Genomic DNA, 15,699 nt, shown 5'->3' with positions numbered 1-15,699 from the left:
GCATCCCTGTTGTGTGTATGCGGTCAGATTCAGTTGCCGGGAGTACGGCTGAGCACCAGCTCATATTTGTCGAGTGAGGCACCGACTATAGCTTCATGGCGGCCGGCACCGCGGTGCGACTCGCGGAAGGCAGGGCTGGATGTCCAGCCGTTCAGCGCTTCCTCGCTCTCCCAGACGGTACAGATCTTCAGTTCCTCCACGCCTTCCTTGGGAGTGCCCTGCCAGACCTCCATGCGGATAAATCCGGGCATGCTCTGCACTCCGTTCTCTGTGCCGAAACGTGAGGCGATTGCTTCCCCATGTCCTTCTTTGATCTTAATCGTGTTGGTTACCACCAGCATGCCAAGTCCTCCTCATAAGGTGTGGTGAAGCTGCCCTAGCTATTGCGGATTGGTCGTCCAGATGCCAGCGGTCTTCAGGAAGACGCGGTCTGGAAGCTTCAGGGCAGCGAGCGTCAGCTCAGCCACATCCTCCGGCTGCATCATCCGGTCTTCATCGCCGATCTTCAGGCCGGCGCCTGTAGCCAGACCTGTGTTGACGGTGCTGGGGGTCAGTGCCACGACGCGGATATTATGCTTGCGGACTTCCATCGCGAGCGCTTCCGTCATCCCCATCAGAGCAAACTTGGAAGCACAATAGGCTGAGCCTGTAGCGAAGCCGCGTTCTCCGGCAGTAGAAGAAATGTTGATAATGTTGCCGCCCGAACGTTCAACCATCGCAGGCAGCGCCGCGCGGGTTACATAATAAGTGCCGAAGAGATTGATCTGCATATGCCGTTCCCAGTCCGTAGGGTCCATCTCCAGGAAAGTACCGAACTGGGCAATCCCGGCATTGTTAATGAGCGCGTCGAACGGGCCAAGGTCATTCTGCAGGGCCACAACCGCCCGCTCTGCCTCTTCACGCACCGCGATATCGGCTACAGCAATGCTGACCTTGATGTCATATACTTCGGTCAATGCCGATTTCAGAGCCTCCAGATCTGCTGAAGTTCTGGAGATAAGCCCCAGGTTGGCACCTTCTTTGGCCAGCGCCATCGCGAGTGCTTTGCCAATCCCTTTGCCTGCACCTGTAATTACAATACTGGTTCCTCTTAAATCCATAACCTGTCGTCACGCTCCTTTAAATAGAAAACTTCTATATGCTGGTGAACATAAGGCTATTATACCTGAGCGGGCAGAGACAATCACGCCGGAGCAGGCCGGGGGGGACTAAACTGCCTGTTATGACGAAATTCCTTGCCCGATGCCTTATATGGAGCAAGCTCACTGCTTAGCTGTGAGGTTCTTAAGCGGCACCGTGGCCGGTCCTTCAAGCACATCACCCTCATAGGAGAAGCGGGAGCCGTGGCAAGGGCAATCCCAGGAGCGCTCCCCGTCATTCCATTCGCATTCACAGCCCAGGTGCGTGCAGGTTCTGTCCACGAGATGCAGCTTGCCCTCAGGGTCGCGGTAGCCGCCAACCCGTTTGCCGTCATGGAAGACGACGGCACCCTCATCCGGCCCGAGATCTTCTGTTTTCTTATGGATAATCTCCACTTTTCCGGCCACCAGCTCTTTGGCAACGGAGAAGTTCTGCACGATGAAATTTTTGATGCCGGGGCTGGGTTTGAAGCGTGATGGATCGTACAGCTCCATATAAGGATTGCCGCTCCCCTGAATTCCGTCCGCAATCAGGCGTGCAGCCAGCGTGCCGCTGGTCATGCCCCACTTGCCGAAGCCGGTGGCGATATAGATTTCTTCATCCTCTGCACGCTTGCCGATGTATGGGACCCGGTCCAGGGTAATCAGATCCTGCGCCGACCAGCGGAAGGGGATGCTGCGGATGCCGAGCAATTCTCCCGCAAACTTCTCCAGATCCTCATAATGGCCGAAGGTGCAGATGCCCTGTCCGGTCTTATGATTATTGCCGCCGGCGATAACCAGCTTCCGCTCACCCCATTCCACCGCGCGCAGCGAGCGTGTAGGTTCACTGGCACTCAGGTACATACCGCCCTCATAAGCAGCTTCCGGCTCAATAGCCAGACAATAGGACCGCTCCGCGTGCAGCCGGGAGAAATAGAGGGAGCCTCCATCATAGAATGGAAAGTGAGAGGCGGACACGGCGTGACGGCATTTAATTTTGAATTTCTCCCCTTCGGTATAGAGGGTAAGGTGCCCGTCCGTATTGACCTTCTCCCCAATCATCGTGTGCTCGTATACCGTGCCGCCTTTATCCAGCACAACCTGCAGCAGCCCTTTCAGGTACTCCAGCGGATGGAACCGGGCTTGCCCGGGCAGCATGATCGCTCCGCCGGCTCTTAGCGGCAGCGGAACCTGGTCCAGCCATTCTCCGGGCAGCCCGAGCTTGCTGTAGGCCTCGAACTCGGCAGCCAGCTGCTTGAGCGTCTTCTCATCTCCCATATCGACATACAGATAAGCCGCTTCCCGCTTCAACCCGCAGGACAGACCCAGTTCTTCCGCTGTATCAATTATCCACTCCAGCGCTTCGCTGTTCGACTGGAAGTAGAGGCGGGCCTGCTCTTCGCCAAAGTGCTTCAGCAGATCGCTGTAGATCATGCCGTGCTGGGCGGTGATTTTGGCGCTGGTGAAGCCTGTGGTCCCGCCGAGAATGGTGCCTGCTTCAAGCAGCGTTACCTTATATCCGGCATTGGCCAGTAAATAAGCCGTCGTAATGCCGGTAATTCCGGCGCCGACGATGGCTACATCCGTAACATGATCTTCCGCAAGCTCCGGAAAAGAGGGGAGTTCCGTGCTGCCCATCCATAACGATTCCGGAAATTGCGGAAGACCTTGCGAGCGATGATCTGGTGAATTCATGGGTTGATCCCTCCATTAGTCAGTATCCATTTCATTTATTACCACACTTCCGCCAAAAGAAACGCCGGGCCCCGGCAGCAGGTGCATGAAAAATGGGCTGCAGTGCCAAAATAAGGCGAAGTCTCCGGTAATCCGGGCCTAGAGGGAGAATGATCCATGTCAGGACAAGAGCATAAGCAGGGGGTTACCCTGGAATGGATCAGGGCACAGTTGAGCGGTTTCGGCGACCTGGAGGACAAGATCATGGCTGTTCCCTCTGGGGAGGTCAGCCTGCTGTATATCAAGAGTATTACGGATGGACAGATCATCAGCCGGAATATTGTTGCGCCGTTCTACGAGATGGGCAACCCGGCAGCGTACTATAGCTACATCGTGGATTATCCCGGAAGTGAGGAAGTTACAGAGGGGACGCGCGCGCTGGACCTTCTGCTCAGCGGTTATGCCTGTATAGGCAGGTCCGGCCGGCTCTGCTTCTTCGATGCACTCAAGGCTGAGGCTAGCGGTGTTAGAGAAACGATTACCGAGAGTATCAGCCAAGGCCCTTCCGATGCGCTAAGTGAGAGTCTGGCCGTTAATTTGAACATGATCCGGCGGCGTTATCAATCCTCGTCACTTAAGATGGAGTTCACCATCATCGGCAACGTGTCCAAGACCAAGGTGGCTATACTCTATGACGAGAGCAGAGTGAATCACAATGTTCTGGCCGAATTAAAAGAGAAGCTGGACTCTCTTAAGCTGGATGTTCTGCAGGCTGCCGGTGAGCTGGAGAAATATATCAGCAGCGATAAGCTGCGCATTTTCCCTAAGACGATTGTTACAGAGCGTCCGGACCGGGTAGTGTTCAATCTGGCGGAAGGCAAAGTAGCCGTAATGCTGGACACTACCGGATATGCGATTGTGCTTCCGTCTATTTTCAATGATTTCTTCACAGCGATGGATGATAAAATTCACCTTCCCTTTGTAGGACGGTTCTTAAAGCTGCTGCGCATTCTCGGTGTGTCCATGACGCTATGGCTTCCTGCCCTGTATATTGCCTTCACCTCCTACAATCCGGAGATTGTGCGTGTGCAGATCGCTCTGCTGATCGGGGGCAGCCGGGCTACAGTGCCGTATCCTTCCTTTGTCGAGGTCATTCTGATGATGATTATGATGGAGTTTCTGACGGAAGCGAGCTTGCGTCTGCCCAGAGCCATTGGCCCAACGGCAACGACGGTTGGCGGTCTGATTTTGGGGCAAGCGGCCACAGCGGCGGGCCTGATCGGCAACATTATGATTATTCTGGTCTCCGTGGTGGCGATATCCAATTTCCTGATTCCGCTGAATATGATGAGCTTCTCGATCCGTGTGCTGAAATATTTCTTTGTCATTGCTGCGGCGGTGCTCGGGCTTGTGGGTGTCGTCGTCTGCCTGGTGGGCTTCATCATGTATTTATGCAGCCAGCGCAGCTTCGGCCAGCCGTATTTCAAAATGTTTTTCCTCGATACGCTGGGAACGACCCTGAGGAAGAAAAGCGGTGGGGAATGATGGCGAAAAGCCGGTATTTCTATTGTCTTTTTCTCATGAATACCTTGATCAATATCATTAATTTCGCCCCCCGGGAGCTGATCGATGCCCGCTTTGACGGTGCGCAGTCCTCCATTCTGGTTGCGGTGGTTACGGGCACCCTGTTTATCTACCTGTTCACCAAAGTCATCAATAAATTCCCCGGACAGGGACTGCCGGAAATCTTCGGGTCGGCCTTGCCGAAGCTTCTGGCTGCTCCGCTGATTTTTGTATATGCGGTTCTCTGGTATATGGCCGGGGCGCTGATCCTGCTGTCCTTTGTGGATATTACGCTGCGCTTTATCAGCCCGGATACAGGGCCGTATGCAATATTACTCGGCTTCCTGGCCGTTGTCTGCCTGTGTTCCCGGATAGACTCGCTGTCATTGCTCTATGGACTGGAGGTGACGCTGGGGATTACCCTGCCCTTAATTCTGTATACGACCGTCAAGGCGGTTATTAATCCGGATTTCAGCTGGGATGCCGTACTGCAGGTGATGACGCATTCCCTTCATGCCCCCGATATGAACAGTATTGCAGCGGCAACGTTTACCTTCAGCGGTTATATCAATCTGGCGGTGTTCAACCGGGTATTTCATGGACTGAAGCTCAAGCATATATGGATTCTAAGTCTGGAAGGTTTTCTGGTGCTTGCGATATGCTTTTTTGTGCCGATCGGATATCACGGGACCGTTGGAATCGAACGGCATGTGTATACGTGGTTTACAACGGCGGACAGCATCCGTATTGAAGCTTTTCTGATCGAACGCATGCTGTATATCTTCTACTTCGCTTACATTACGCTTTCGCTGGTCAGTGCCATTATCCAGTGGCATGTCGGCAAAGAGCTGCTGCTCAGCCTGCTTCCGTCCACAGCCAGGAAACCTAAGAAAAAGCTGCGGCAGGAAATTGTCATCCTGTGCCTGTTTGCTGCGGGAACCTTTGCCCTCATGCGTCTGGATCAATACGACCTTAATATGCTTGGAGTATTCCTGCTGCATATCCGCTGGTACGGGGAGCTGCTGCTGATTCTCCTGCTGTTCTGGTGCTACTGGGTTGTAAGGAGGAGGAGGGCATGAGAACAAAAAGGGGTGTAGTCTTCCTCCTGCTGTTGCTGATGTGCATGACAGTGACAGGCTGCAATTTCAAAGATATCGACCGGAGAATATTTGTGGTCGCCATCGGGATTGACCCCGGCAAGGAGGAGGGGACATTCAAGGTGAGTCTGAAGCTGGCGATTCCGCAGGGGGATGTGACCAAGATTGATGAGAAAATGCAGATACTCACCGAAGAATCGGAGAGTATCTCCGAGGCACTGCGCAGGATGAAGTCCAAAGTGGAGAAGGAGCTGGACTATGTTCACTGCAAGACGATAATTCTGGGTGAGCAAATCGCCACCAAAGATATCCGGCATGTGATAGACTGGGCGATGCGGCGCAGGGATATCCAGTCTATTCTTAATTTTGCCATCGGAAGACCAGGGGCGCTGGGAGTACTGCAGGTGAAGCCGCCGTCCGAGCGAATCCCGTCTAACTCGCTGATTCTGGCGATGAGCGGACAGGGGACGGAGTCGCCTTTTATATCCAGTGTATTCTCCTACCAGCTAATGCGGAGTATTTATGAGAACGGCATCGATCCTATTCTGCCTATCATTGAAGCGCAGGGGAAAGAGCAGTTCCTGATCGATAAGATTGCCCTGCTGGATAAGAATAAAATTAAGCTTGTTCTCACGCCTGACGAGACCAGACTGTTCAATCTGCTGTCCCGGTCCAATCTGCGGACGAACTTTCCGGCACACTTGGGCGGCGGGTTGTACCAGTACTATACAGAGCGCAGCTCCTCCAGCTACCGGATCGTGACGCAGCATGAGGATGACCCGTACATCCGGTACACCATCAAGATCCGTGCAATCCTGGAGGAAAATAGTACAGAGGACATGGTGACCCACCACATGCTGAAAAGGATTGGGGAAGCCGGTGCAGCGGAACTCAGCGAGGCAGTGACAGCATTGCTGATCAAAATCTGCGACAGCGGGATGGACCCTTTGGGCTGGGGGCTGCATTACGGGGCCCGGCACTGGAATAATGACACGGAAATGGCGGTGTGGGAGAGTCTGTATCCCCGGATGAAGTTCCAGGTCAAAGCGGAGGTGGATGTGAAATACTCAGGAATGATCAAATAGAGCCCTGCCGGATTGACGCTTCCGGCACTAGGACTTATACTTGATCTAAAAACAAGTTAGAGGATGATAAAGATGAGAACGCTAAACTTAACTTCTCAACGTCAAGCTGTTTATGATATCGTCCGTAATTCCCATGACCATCCTACTGCTGCGGAAGTCATGAACCGGCTTGTAGAGCAAGGGCATAACCTGGCCTATGGGACTGTCTATAATTCACTGCGGTATCTTTCAGATAAGCAGATGATCCGTGAACTGAAGCTCGGAGAGGCGGCCAGCAGATATGATGCCCGGCTGGATGACCACCAGCATATTATCTGCGAGATCTGCGGCGCGGTGGATGAAGTGATGAGTCAGGTTCCGCAGGCGTGGATCGACAAGGTGGCGGAGGATACGGGTTATTCCATCACCCATACACATGTTGTATTTGGAGGCGTATGTCCAGCCTGTCGGAATAAGAATTCGCACTAGAGGCCGGCTGTCCGGTTGGAAGGCTGCTGCACACCAAAAGAATAAATATAACAAAAGACCGTTTTCATAAAAACGGTTTTTTGCTGTGTCTATATGAAAATTATTAAGCAACATAGGAGAATAATAATGAATTGCCGAAGAAAAGAGGATTTCCATGGGCGATATTTAATTATATATTGAGGCTGCAGATTTATCGTGCTTAAGACCCATAAAGAAAGAGAGAGTGAGCCCATCATATGAATAAAAAGGCGCGTCTGACCATCCGCATGAAGCTAATTCTTACATACCTGCTTGTCTTGCTGGTACCGAGCATCATCATAGGCTGGCAGACCTATCAATCGGCCAGCAGTAAAGTCGAGCAGCAGCTCACCAAAAATGCCACGGAAAGTGTAGTCGCGGTAAACGAAATTATCAATGCCAACATCCAATCCAAAATAGATGATATTAACTACTTTGCCGCACAGTTCAAGGCGGATTCTATCAATAATGAGGCGGCAGGGGCGGCCGCACCTGAACTGGAGGACCGGCTTAAGGAATATGCCGCGCTGCATTCTGATGTGCTTGATATTTATGCCGGAACCAGTAAAGGTAAGGGTATCCGTGCGGCCGATATCCAGCTGCCGGACGGCTATGACCCGCGCAAGGAGAACGCTTATATCAATGCGCTTAAGCATGGCAGCGGAATTGTGATCTCACCGGTATTCCAGACCGTGAATAATGAGTCAGCTATTGCAATTTCAGCAGTGCTGGAAGGCGGGAACGGGGTAGTGGGCCTGGATCTGAACCTGTCTTCGCTGGCCGATCTGACAGATATCAAGGTTGGCGAAGAAGGCTACATTCTGATTATCGACAGCAGCAAGAAATTCCTGGTTCACCCGACCGAAGCTATCGGCGAGGAGTCCTCACTTGAATTCGTGAAGCAAATGTTCGAAAGTGAGAGCGGCAGCTTCGATTATGACTATAAGGATTCATCCAAGAAGATGACCTTCATGGTGAATGAGCTGACCGGCTGGAGAATCGGGGGGACCATCAGCAAGAATGAGATTACCCGTGCGACGAGTGATATCCGGGAGACGGTATTAATTGTAATCTCTGTTTCTGTATTGCTGGCGCTGGTGCTTATCTACTTCAATGTCTCGTCAATCCTGAAGCCGCTGGTGCGTCTGCGCAGAGCGACAGAGCTAATCGCCGGGGGCGACCTGTCACAGGATATCGGGGACTTCCGCAGAGATGAGATCGGCCTGCTGGCGGAGAATTTCCGCCTGATGGTCGGTAATCTGCGGCAGATGATTATCGGTGTACAGGAGATGACCGACAACGTCTCCTCATCCGCCGAGGAACTGACAGCGGGGGCCGAGCAGACTACCAAAGCGATAGAGCATGTTACGATAGCGATCCAGGAAGTAGCGGCCGGAACAGAACGCCAGGTTAACAGTGTGAATAAAGGAATGGTAAGTACGGCTGCAACTACAAGTGAGGTAGAGCATATTTCCGGGTTTATGGAGCAAGTCTCGGCGATGATGGACAAGACCTCGCTCTCCGCTTCAGAGGGTAATGAATCTGTAATAAGCGTAGTCGATAAGATCAACGGGATTCATGAAACGGTAGAGGAGCTGGGCGGGGTCATTGATAAGCTTAATGAACGGACCGGACAGATCCAGGGGATTGTCGGTGTAATTACCGGAATCTCGCGGCAGACCAATCTGCTGGCGCTGAATGCTTCTATTGAAGCGGCCAGAGCGGGCGAGCAGGGCCGCGGTTTCGCCGTTGTGGCCTCAGAGGTGCGCAAGCTGGCCGAAGAATCAGAGAAGTCGGCAAGAATGATCTCCGAACAGATTACTTCAATTAATGCAGAGATGATTCAGGCTACAGCGACCATGGAGTATGCGAAGAACCGGGTATCCGAAGGCATTATGGCGGTCGATACGACCGGACGCTCCTTCTCGCGGATCCGCAGAGCGGTTAAAGGGGCGGCTGAGAAGATTGAGGCGATGAATGGCGCTGTGCACACACTGACGGCAGAAGCGGATAGTATGGAGAAGGCCATCGGAGAGATCCGCGGGATCACCCAGGAGGCGGCTGGGAATACCGAAACGATCTCGGCGGCTGCCCAGCAGCAGCTGGCATCCGTGGAAGAGATCGCTTCTTCCTCGGCAGATCTGAGTCATCTTGCCGATGAACTGCAGCGGCTTGTCGGCAGATTCAAATTATATCCGGGAAATCAGGCTCCGGGTGCAGCTGATATCGTCCGGCCGGATAGCGGTTTTTCTGGAGACCGGCAGAATTCCTGAAGCAGAAAGTGCATTGCGGTCTTCCCTTTTACCTCCTTTTGCAAGTATACTGATAAGCAATAATATGGGGTGACGAAGGAGAGAAACATTCATGGCAGAGCAATTGAAGGGCGTTACCATTGCCCTGGCGGGTCCGCGCAAGGCGGAAGAAATGGCCAAGCTGGTACAGAATATGGGTGGGACTGCGCTGCACCGTCCGGCCCAGGGGACGTCATTTCTGGATGATGCTGCACTGCGTGACGGGCTGACGGCCTGGACAGAGCAGCCGCCGGACCTGGCGGTTCTGACGACCGGAATGGGACTCGACGCATTGTTCGAGATGGCCGCGAAGCTGGAGCTTGCGGACCGCTTCCTGAAAGTTCTCTCCGCTTCACCTATTGCTGCGCGCGGCTACAAGACGGTTAATGCCTTGAAGAAGCGGGGGCTGGAGCCCGTGGTGCGCGACGATGACGGCAGCACCAAGGGGCTGATCCGCGGTTTGCAGGATTGGGATTTGCAGGGCAAGCGGGTCAGGCTGCAGCTGCACGGAGAGTCCGCTCCGCATCTGGTCCAGTGGCTGGAGCAGGCGGGAGCAGAGGTCAGCTGTGTGCAGCCTTACCGGTACACGCAGCCGGAGCCGGGTGCACTGGCTCTGCTGCTGGCGGATATTACAGAAGGCCGGGTGAACGCGGTAGCCTTCACAAGTGCACCGCAATTCCGCTTCCTGGCACAGTATGCACGGGAGCAGGGCAGACTGGAAGAACTCGTTCAGGCCTTGGAGGATAAGGTGCTGGCTGTATCTGTCGGCCGGCTTACCTCTGAAGCCCTCAAAGAAGAGGGCGTGAAGCGGATCATTATGCCGGAGCATGAACGGATGGGCAGCATGTTCGTTGAGCTGGGCCGTTATATGGCGGCTTCCCGGTAACAGCAGGCTGTGCTGTACAGCCGCCCAGAGCAGGAATTCCCGTCCGGTACAGGGCGGGAATTCTTTTTGGACAACCCGGATTGGCGTTTTCTTACTATCAAAGCAGCCCGTTTTATGGACATCGGGGGCTGTTTTACTTAGAATAATAGGCAACGTTCCACTACAAAGATAAAGAAATAAGGAGGAGGAGACCCATGGATAAGAGAAAATGCCTGTTACTTGGCGATTATACCCACCCACGGTTTCACCCGCTGCAAGGCGTAGACAAGCAGGTCAGCGAAATTCTGAATGATCTTCTGACCGTACAGTGCTCGGAGAATAAAAAGCTGCTGCTAAGCGAGCATTTGGCAGGATATGATCTCTGCATTGCATATAACGAATTATGGAACGAAACAGTATCTCCCCAGCAGACGGCGGGTTTGCTGAGTTATGTAAGCGGAGGCGGCGGCCTGATTGTCCTGCATACCGGTGTTTCACTGGCGAAGCGGTATGAGCTGGCTCATCTGATCGGCGGCAGATTCACCGGACATCCTCCCTACGCTCCACTTAATTTCAAGGTGCGGGAACATGATATCACCGAAGGTATTGAGGATTTCCAGCTGGATGAAGAACCGTACCGCTTCGAGTTCGATCCCTTCACTGATAAGAAGATTCTGCTCGAATATGAGGCGGACGGGGAAATGCTGCCTGCAGCCTGGTGCCACAGCTACGGTCTGGGACGGGTTGTCTATCTGATGCCCGGCCACCATGAGCCGTCGTTCCGTCATCCGGCAGTCCGCCAGCTGATTCTGCGCGCGGCCACCTGGGCGGCGCGGATCCCCAGATAATCCCGGACTTTTGTGTGAAAGACAGTATATATATTTTGGGGGTCTCCCCAAAGTACCTGAGTAATCATCGAAGATTTGGCCCCACTTTGTGGGGTTATTTTGTGAATTGGCCCGCTAAGAGTTATACTCTATCCATAACTGGAATCTTTGGGAGGGAAGTACCATGAGTGATTTGTTAAAGAAAGCAATCTCTTTAGGAGTAGGCCTCACCATTGTCAGCAAGGAAAAAGTTGAAAAGGTTGTAGACGAACTGGTCAAGCGGGGCGAGCTTGCGCCTTCGGAATCCAAGGCGCTGGTTGACCGGCTGGTGGAGCGCGGAGAAGAAGAACGCGGGGCCTTCAAATCCACTGTACATGAGCAGGTGCAAAAGGTACTGAAGGAGCTTAAGGTGCCTGTTCAAGCTGATATTGCCGGACTGGAGTCGCGTATCGCTGTGCTTGAGCGCCGTGTGGCTGAGCTGGAGGGCAATGCTGCTCCCGGCACCCAGGAGGATGTCGTGCCGGAAACGCATACGGAATAGATGGCAGTCCGCATAAGACATGCCGGTCGGTACCGGGCAATAGCCATGGCGCTTATGCGTCATGGCTTCGGCTATATGGTGGAGGAACTGGGCCTCTATCATCTTCTGTCCCTTCCGCGCCGGATAATTACGCAGGAGGTTCACGAAAGCGTAACGCTCGGGGAGCGGATCCGCCGGGTGCTGGAGGATCTGGGGCCGACCTTTGTCAAACTGGGCCAGCTCGCCAGTACACGTTCCGATCTGCTGCCTGATTCAATCATACAGGAGCTTATTAAGCTGCAGGACAATGTGCCGCCGTTCTCGGCCGAGACGGCCCGCAACATTATTGAGCAGGAGCTCGACCAGCATATGGACGCAGTCTTTGAGTACTTCGAGAACAATCCGCTTGCTGCGGCTTCCATCGGTCAGGTGCACCGGGCGGTGCTGCATGGCGGCCAGAGCGTAGCGGTCAAGATCCAGCGTCCCGGCGTCATGCGGACCATGAGCCGGGATCTTGAAATTCTGCTGGACTTAAGCGTCCTGGCGGAGCGGAAGATGGACTGGGCCAAGCAATACGGATTAACCCGGATGGTCGAGGAATTCTCCCGCGCCCTGATGGCCGAGCTTGATTATGCCCAGGAAGGGCGCAATGCCGAACGTATAGCCGGGCAGCTGTCTGCCCAGGATAATGTATATATACCGGCCATTTATTGGGATTTCAGCTCCACACGGGTGCTGACGATGGAATACGTGGACGGGATTACGCTGAACCGCAGGGACGAGCTGCTGAACAAGGGCGTCAAGCTCAAGACTATTGCCCAGCAACTGGTAGAGATGATGCTGAACCAGATTTTTATCCATGGCTTCTTTCATGCCGATCCGCATCCGGGCAATGTCATGGTGCTGGAGGACGGCAAGCTGGCTCTGATTGATTTCGGGATGGTCGGACGGCTGAGCGAGGAAATGAAAGACGGGCTGTCCGCGCTCGTGATCGCACTGATGCGCAAGAATACCGATTCGATGGTACGGGCCATTCTGCGTCTGGGTGTGATTCCGGAGGATGCTGACCGCATGGCGCTGCACGATGATATGGACCGGCTGCGGGAGCAGTATTATGATATCCCCTTCAAGCAGGTCAGCATCGGCAAGGCGCTGAATGATCTGTTCGGCATTGCCCGCAAGCACCGGCTGGTTATTCCGCCGGATCTTGCGATGCTGGGCAAGACGATGCTGACGCTGGAGGGCATGGTCGCCAGTCTCGATCCGGCCTTCAGCATTGTGCAGATGGCCGAGCCGTTCGGCAGGCAGCTGGTGAAGCAGCGCTTCAGCGGAAGCCGCCTGCAGCGGAAGCTGCTGGGCGGAGTAGCCGATCTTGCCGAGAGTCTGGTGGAGCTTCCTGCCCAGGCCCGGCAGCTGTCTTCGCTGCTCAGCAAGGGTAAGCTTAAGGTGGAGATCGGGGTACCGGAGCTGCAGGGTCTGGAGCATAAATTCAGCAGGGTAGGCAACCGGCTCTCCTTCAGCATTGTGCTGCTGGCCTTCAGCATCATTATGGCCGGGCTGATTATCGCCTCCTCTCTGCGCGGCGAGCCTTCATTGCTGTGGGATTTCCCCATTGTGGAGATCGGATCTGTCATCGCCATGCTGATGATTGTGTGGCTGCTGTTCTCCATATTCAAATCAGGAAGATTCTAGCGGGATAAGCCCGGGAAATAATTATTCTTCTGCATATGCACACAAGCGGTGCAGAATCAAGTACAATATATAAAGATAACTTGCCAAAAATTAAAGTGTAATGGAACGCAAATGGAGTGCCGTCTGAATGTCCGGTGGATCGCTGCTGCCCCAGAAACCGAACTTCGACTGCAGCCTTGCGGGCCAGTGGGACGGAAGGGCTCCGGCAACGGGGTTCTTCCGCTTTTGTTTGATACGGATACCTGCGGGCGATAACTGGACTAGCTGTCCGGGACAGCACACTATGCAGAACGGCGCAGCCGTTTCCGCCTGATAACGGGCTTATGCCGCCGGCAAAGCCTTGTGAATGCGTACATTACTCCGATAAATGGATGAATATAAGTTATGAAGTGAAAACTTAGGAAAAATAGTGAGGTGGAGAAATTGCCGGGTTTTAAGGAATTAGGAGTTTCTGAAGTACTAGTCGATCTGCTCAAGGGGCAGGGGATTGTGAAGCCGACGCCGGTTCAGGAGGAAGCGATTCCGCCGCTGGTGCAGGGCCTCGATGTGATTGCCCGTGCCAAGACAGGAACAGGGAAGACACTGGCTTTCCTGCTGCCGATAATGGACAAGATCCGGGTAGAGGCGGCTTATCCGCAGGCGCTGATTCTCGCGCCGACGCGTGAACTCGCGCTGCAGATTACCGAGGAAGCGCGTAAGCTGGCGCGTCATACGGGAGTTAAGATTCTGGCAGTCTACGGCGGCCAGGATGTGGAGAAACAGCTCCGCAAGCTGGAAGGCGGCAGACATCTGATTATCGGAACACCGGGACGGCTGCTGGATCACCTGCGCCGGGAGACGCTGGATCTGAACGGCGTGAAGATGCTGGTGCTGGATGAAGCGGACCAGATGCTGCACATGGGCTTCCTGGAGGATGTAGAGACGATTATTACGGCTGTGCCTTACCGGCGCCAGACGATGCTGTTCTCTGCGACAATGCCGGACCCGATCAAACGGCTGGCTGCGAATTATATGAAAGAACCGCTTGATATCATTATCAAGAGCGGCTCCCCGATTCCGCTGGACAATATCCGCCAGCAGGTTGTGGAATGCTCCGACCGCAATAAGGAAGAAGCGCTGATCTCCCTGATTGAGCGGGACCGCCCTTATCTGGCGATCATCTTCTGCCGGACCAAGCGCCGGGCCATCAAGCTGAACGAAGCGTTGCAGGCGGCCGGGTATGACTGCGATGAATTGCACGGCGACTTGTCGCAGGGCAAACGCGAAGCGGTCATGAAGCGGTTCCGCGATGCCAAGCTCCAGCTGCTGGTGGCTACGGATGTGGCCGCGCGCGGGCTTGATGTGGAGGGCATCACCCACATCTTCAACTACGATCTTCCGCTGGATGCGGACAGCTATATTCACCGGATCGGCCGCACGGGCCGCGCCGGAGGCAAAGGCCTGGCGATCACGTTCTCTTCGCCGCGTGAACGCGCCGGGCTCGAACTGATCGAGCACGGCATTTCCCAGCGGCTGGACCGCCGCCGGTACGAGAAGGATGAATTCGGCGTTGGCGAATTCACCTCTGTGCAAGGCGGCGGCTCGCCGCGCGGCGGGCGGCAGAGCGCAGCGCCTGAAGCGGCGCGCGCTGGACGCGGCGGCCGCGGGCAGGGCCGCAGCGGCGGTGCTCCGCGCGCGGAAGCCGCAGGGCGTCCGGGCGGACGCGGCGGCAAGGACGCAGGCGGCTGGGGTGCGCCTGCGGAAGGCGGAAGCCGCAGCCGTAAGGACGCGGCAGGCGGCGGTGGCGGCAAGCGCAGCGCGTACAGCGCAGCTGCGGCTCCGCGCGGCGGCGACTCCGCCGGCAAGAGCGCGGCGAAGCCAAGACCGGGCGGCGGCTACGGCGCCTTTGCCAGCGGCGGCGACAGCAGCCCGGCTCCGGGTTATGCGGCTGGAGCGAATGCCGCAGGCGGACGCGGCGGCAATAAGGGCGGCGGCGCCAGAAGCGGCGGCCCGAGCAGCGGCTACAGCACCAATGTATCCAGAGGCGCGGATACCGGCGGATTCAGCTACGGTGCTTCGAAGGGCGCCGGCTCCGGTGCCGGGTACAATCCCGGCGGCGCGAAGTCGAGCCCGAAATTCCGGGCGCATGTAGCCCGCAGCAATGAAGGCGGCGGCTCAGGCGCTCCAGCTTCCAAAGGCGGCGGCTCGCGCGGCGGTTACAGCGCGGGCGGCGGCTCCAAGGGCGGCAAAGGCGGATTTGGCTCGGGTGGACGCAGCAGCGGCGGAACCTCATCGCGCGGGGGACGCAGTGGCGGCTCAGGCGGCGGTTCACGCGGCGGACGCGGCTCATCCAGATAAAGGCGCTTTACATTCATAAGTAAAACTTGTTACCATAGGGCGGTTAGCGTATCGGCTAATTGCTCTATGGTAATATTTGTTTTAGGGACTCTTGTAAATTTATCACACTGAACTGAAACATTTCTAACCGCAGGCCTGTCT

13 protein-coding genes are annotated in these 15,699 nt (G+C 55.1%); 10 read left to right on the top strand and 3 right to left on the bottom strand.

Annotation, left to right across the window (positions count from 1 at the left end; all coding sequences use genetic code 11):
• Positions 1 to 29: 29 nt before the first annotated feature.
• The 3 genes from PBOR_RS32810 to PBOR_RS32800 form a co-directional block, all read right to left on the bottom strand.
• The gene (locus PBOR_RS32810) at positions 30 to 341 is read right to left on the bottom strand and encodes an antibiotic biosynthesis monooxygenase (protein ID WP_042218195.1); all 312 of its coding nucleotides are present in this window, start codon (positions 339 to 341) and stop codon (positions 30 to 32) included.
• A 39-nt stretch (positions 342 to 380) separates the two neighbouring features.
• A complete protein-coding gene (locus tag PBOR_RS32805) occupies positions 381 to 1,100 on the bottom strand; it encodes a 3-ketoacyl-ACP reductase (protein WP_042218194.1) in 720 nt (239 codons plus the stop codon).
• A 162-nt stretch (positions 1,101 to 1,262) separates the two neighbouring features.
• A complete protein-coding gene (locus PBOR_RS32800) occupies positions 1,263 to 2,816 on the bottom strand; it encodes an FAD-dependent oxidoreductase (RefSeq protein WP_042218193.1) in 1,554 nt (517 codons plus the stop codon).
• Positions 2,817 to 2,972: 156 nt separating this feature from the next.
• On the opposite strand from PBOR_RS32800, the gene PBOR_RS32795 reads away from it, so the two are divergent.
• From PBOR_RS32795 to PBOR_RS32750, 10 genes are all read left to right on the top strand, one after another.
• Entirely contained in the window at positions 2,973 to 4,340 is a 1,368-nt protein-coding gene (locus PBOR_RS32795; protein WP_042218192.1) for a spore germination protein, read from the top strand.
• A gap of 35 nt (positions 4,341 to 4,375) precedes the next feature.
• Complete coding sequence (locus PBOR_RS32790) at positions 4,376 to 5,437, top strand: GerAB/ArcD/ProY family transporter (RefSeq protein ID WP_157764183.1); 1,062 nt, start codon at positions 4,376 to 4,378, stop codon at positions 5,435 to 5,437.
• Positions 5,434 to 6,540, top strand: coding sequence for a Ger(x)C family spore germination protein (locus PBOR_RS32785; RefSeq protein ID WP_042218191.1), 1,107 nt, complete (start codon positions 5,434 to 5,436; stop codon positions 6,538 to 6,540). Before PBOR_RS32790 ends, PBOR_RS32785 begins: the two co-directional genes overlap by 4 nt.
• A 72-nt stretch (positions 6,541 to 6,612) precedes the next feature.
• Positions 6,613 to 7,008: a Fur family transcriptional regulator gene (locus PBOR_RS32780; protein WP_042218190.1), complete on the top strand. Its 396-nt coding sequence runs from the start codon at positions 6,613 to 6,615 to the stop codon at positions 7,006 to 7,008.
• Positions 7,009 to 7,244: 236 nt separating this feature from the next.
• Positions 7,245 to 9,299 (top strand): methyl-accepting chemotaxis protein, encoded by a 2,055-nt coding sequence (locus PBOR_RS32775; RefSeq protein WP_052429743.1) that lies wholly within the window; start codon positions 7,245 to 7,247, stop codon positions 9,297 to 9,299.
• A gap of 91 nt (positions 9,300 to 9,390) precedes the next feature.
• On the top strand, positions 9,391 to 10,203 hold the full coding sequence (locus PBOR_RS32770; RefSeq protein WP_042218189.1) for a uroporphyrinogen-III synthase: 813 nt from the start codon (positions 9,391 to 9,393) through the stop codon (positions 10,201 to 10,203).
• A 194-nt stretch (positions 10,204 to 10,397) separates the two neighbouring features.
• Entirely contained in the window at positions 10,398 to 11,030 is a 633-nt protein-coding gene (locus PBOR_RS32765; RefSeq protein WP_042218188.1) for a ThuA domain-containing protein, read from the top strand.
• 163 nt (positions 11,031 to 11,193) lie between these two features.
• On the top strand, positions 11,194 to 11,550 hold the full coding sequence (locus PBOR_RS32760) for a phasin family protein (RefSeq protein WP_042218187.1): 357 nt from the start codon (positions 11,194 to 11,196) through the stop codon (positions 11,548 to 11,550).
• Positions 11,551 to 13,221: an ABC1 kinase family protein gene (locus PBOR_RS32755; protein ID WP_042218185.1), complete on the top strand. Its 1,671-nt coding sequence runs from the start codon at positions 11,551 to 11,553 to the stop codon at positions 13,219 to 13,221.
• A 423-nt stretch (positions 13,222 to 13,644) separates the two neighbouring features.
• Positions 13,645 to 15,558, top strand: coding sequence for a DEAD/DEAH box helicase (locus tag PBOR_RS32750; protein ID WP_042220190.1), 1,914 nt, complete (start codon positions 13,645 to 13,647; stop codon positions 15,556 to 15,558).
• Positions 15,559 to 15,699 lie beyond the last annotated feature (141 nt).

Source organism: Paenibacillus borealis (genome assembly GCF_000758665.1).
GTDB lineage: Bacteria > Bacillota > Bacilli > Paenibacillales > Paenibacillaceae > Paenibacillus_AQ > Paenibacillus_AQ borealis.
The sequence above is the reverse complement of the archived record's forward strand: the minus strand, read 5'-3'. Positions and strand labels throughout refer to the sequence as shown.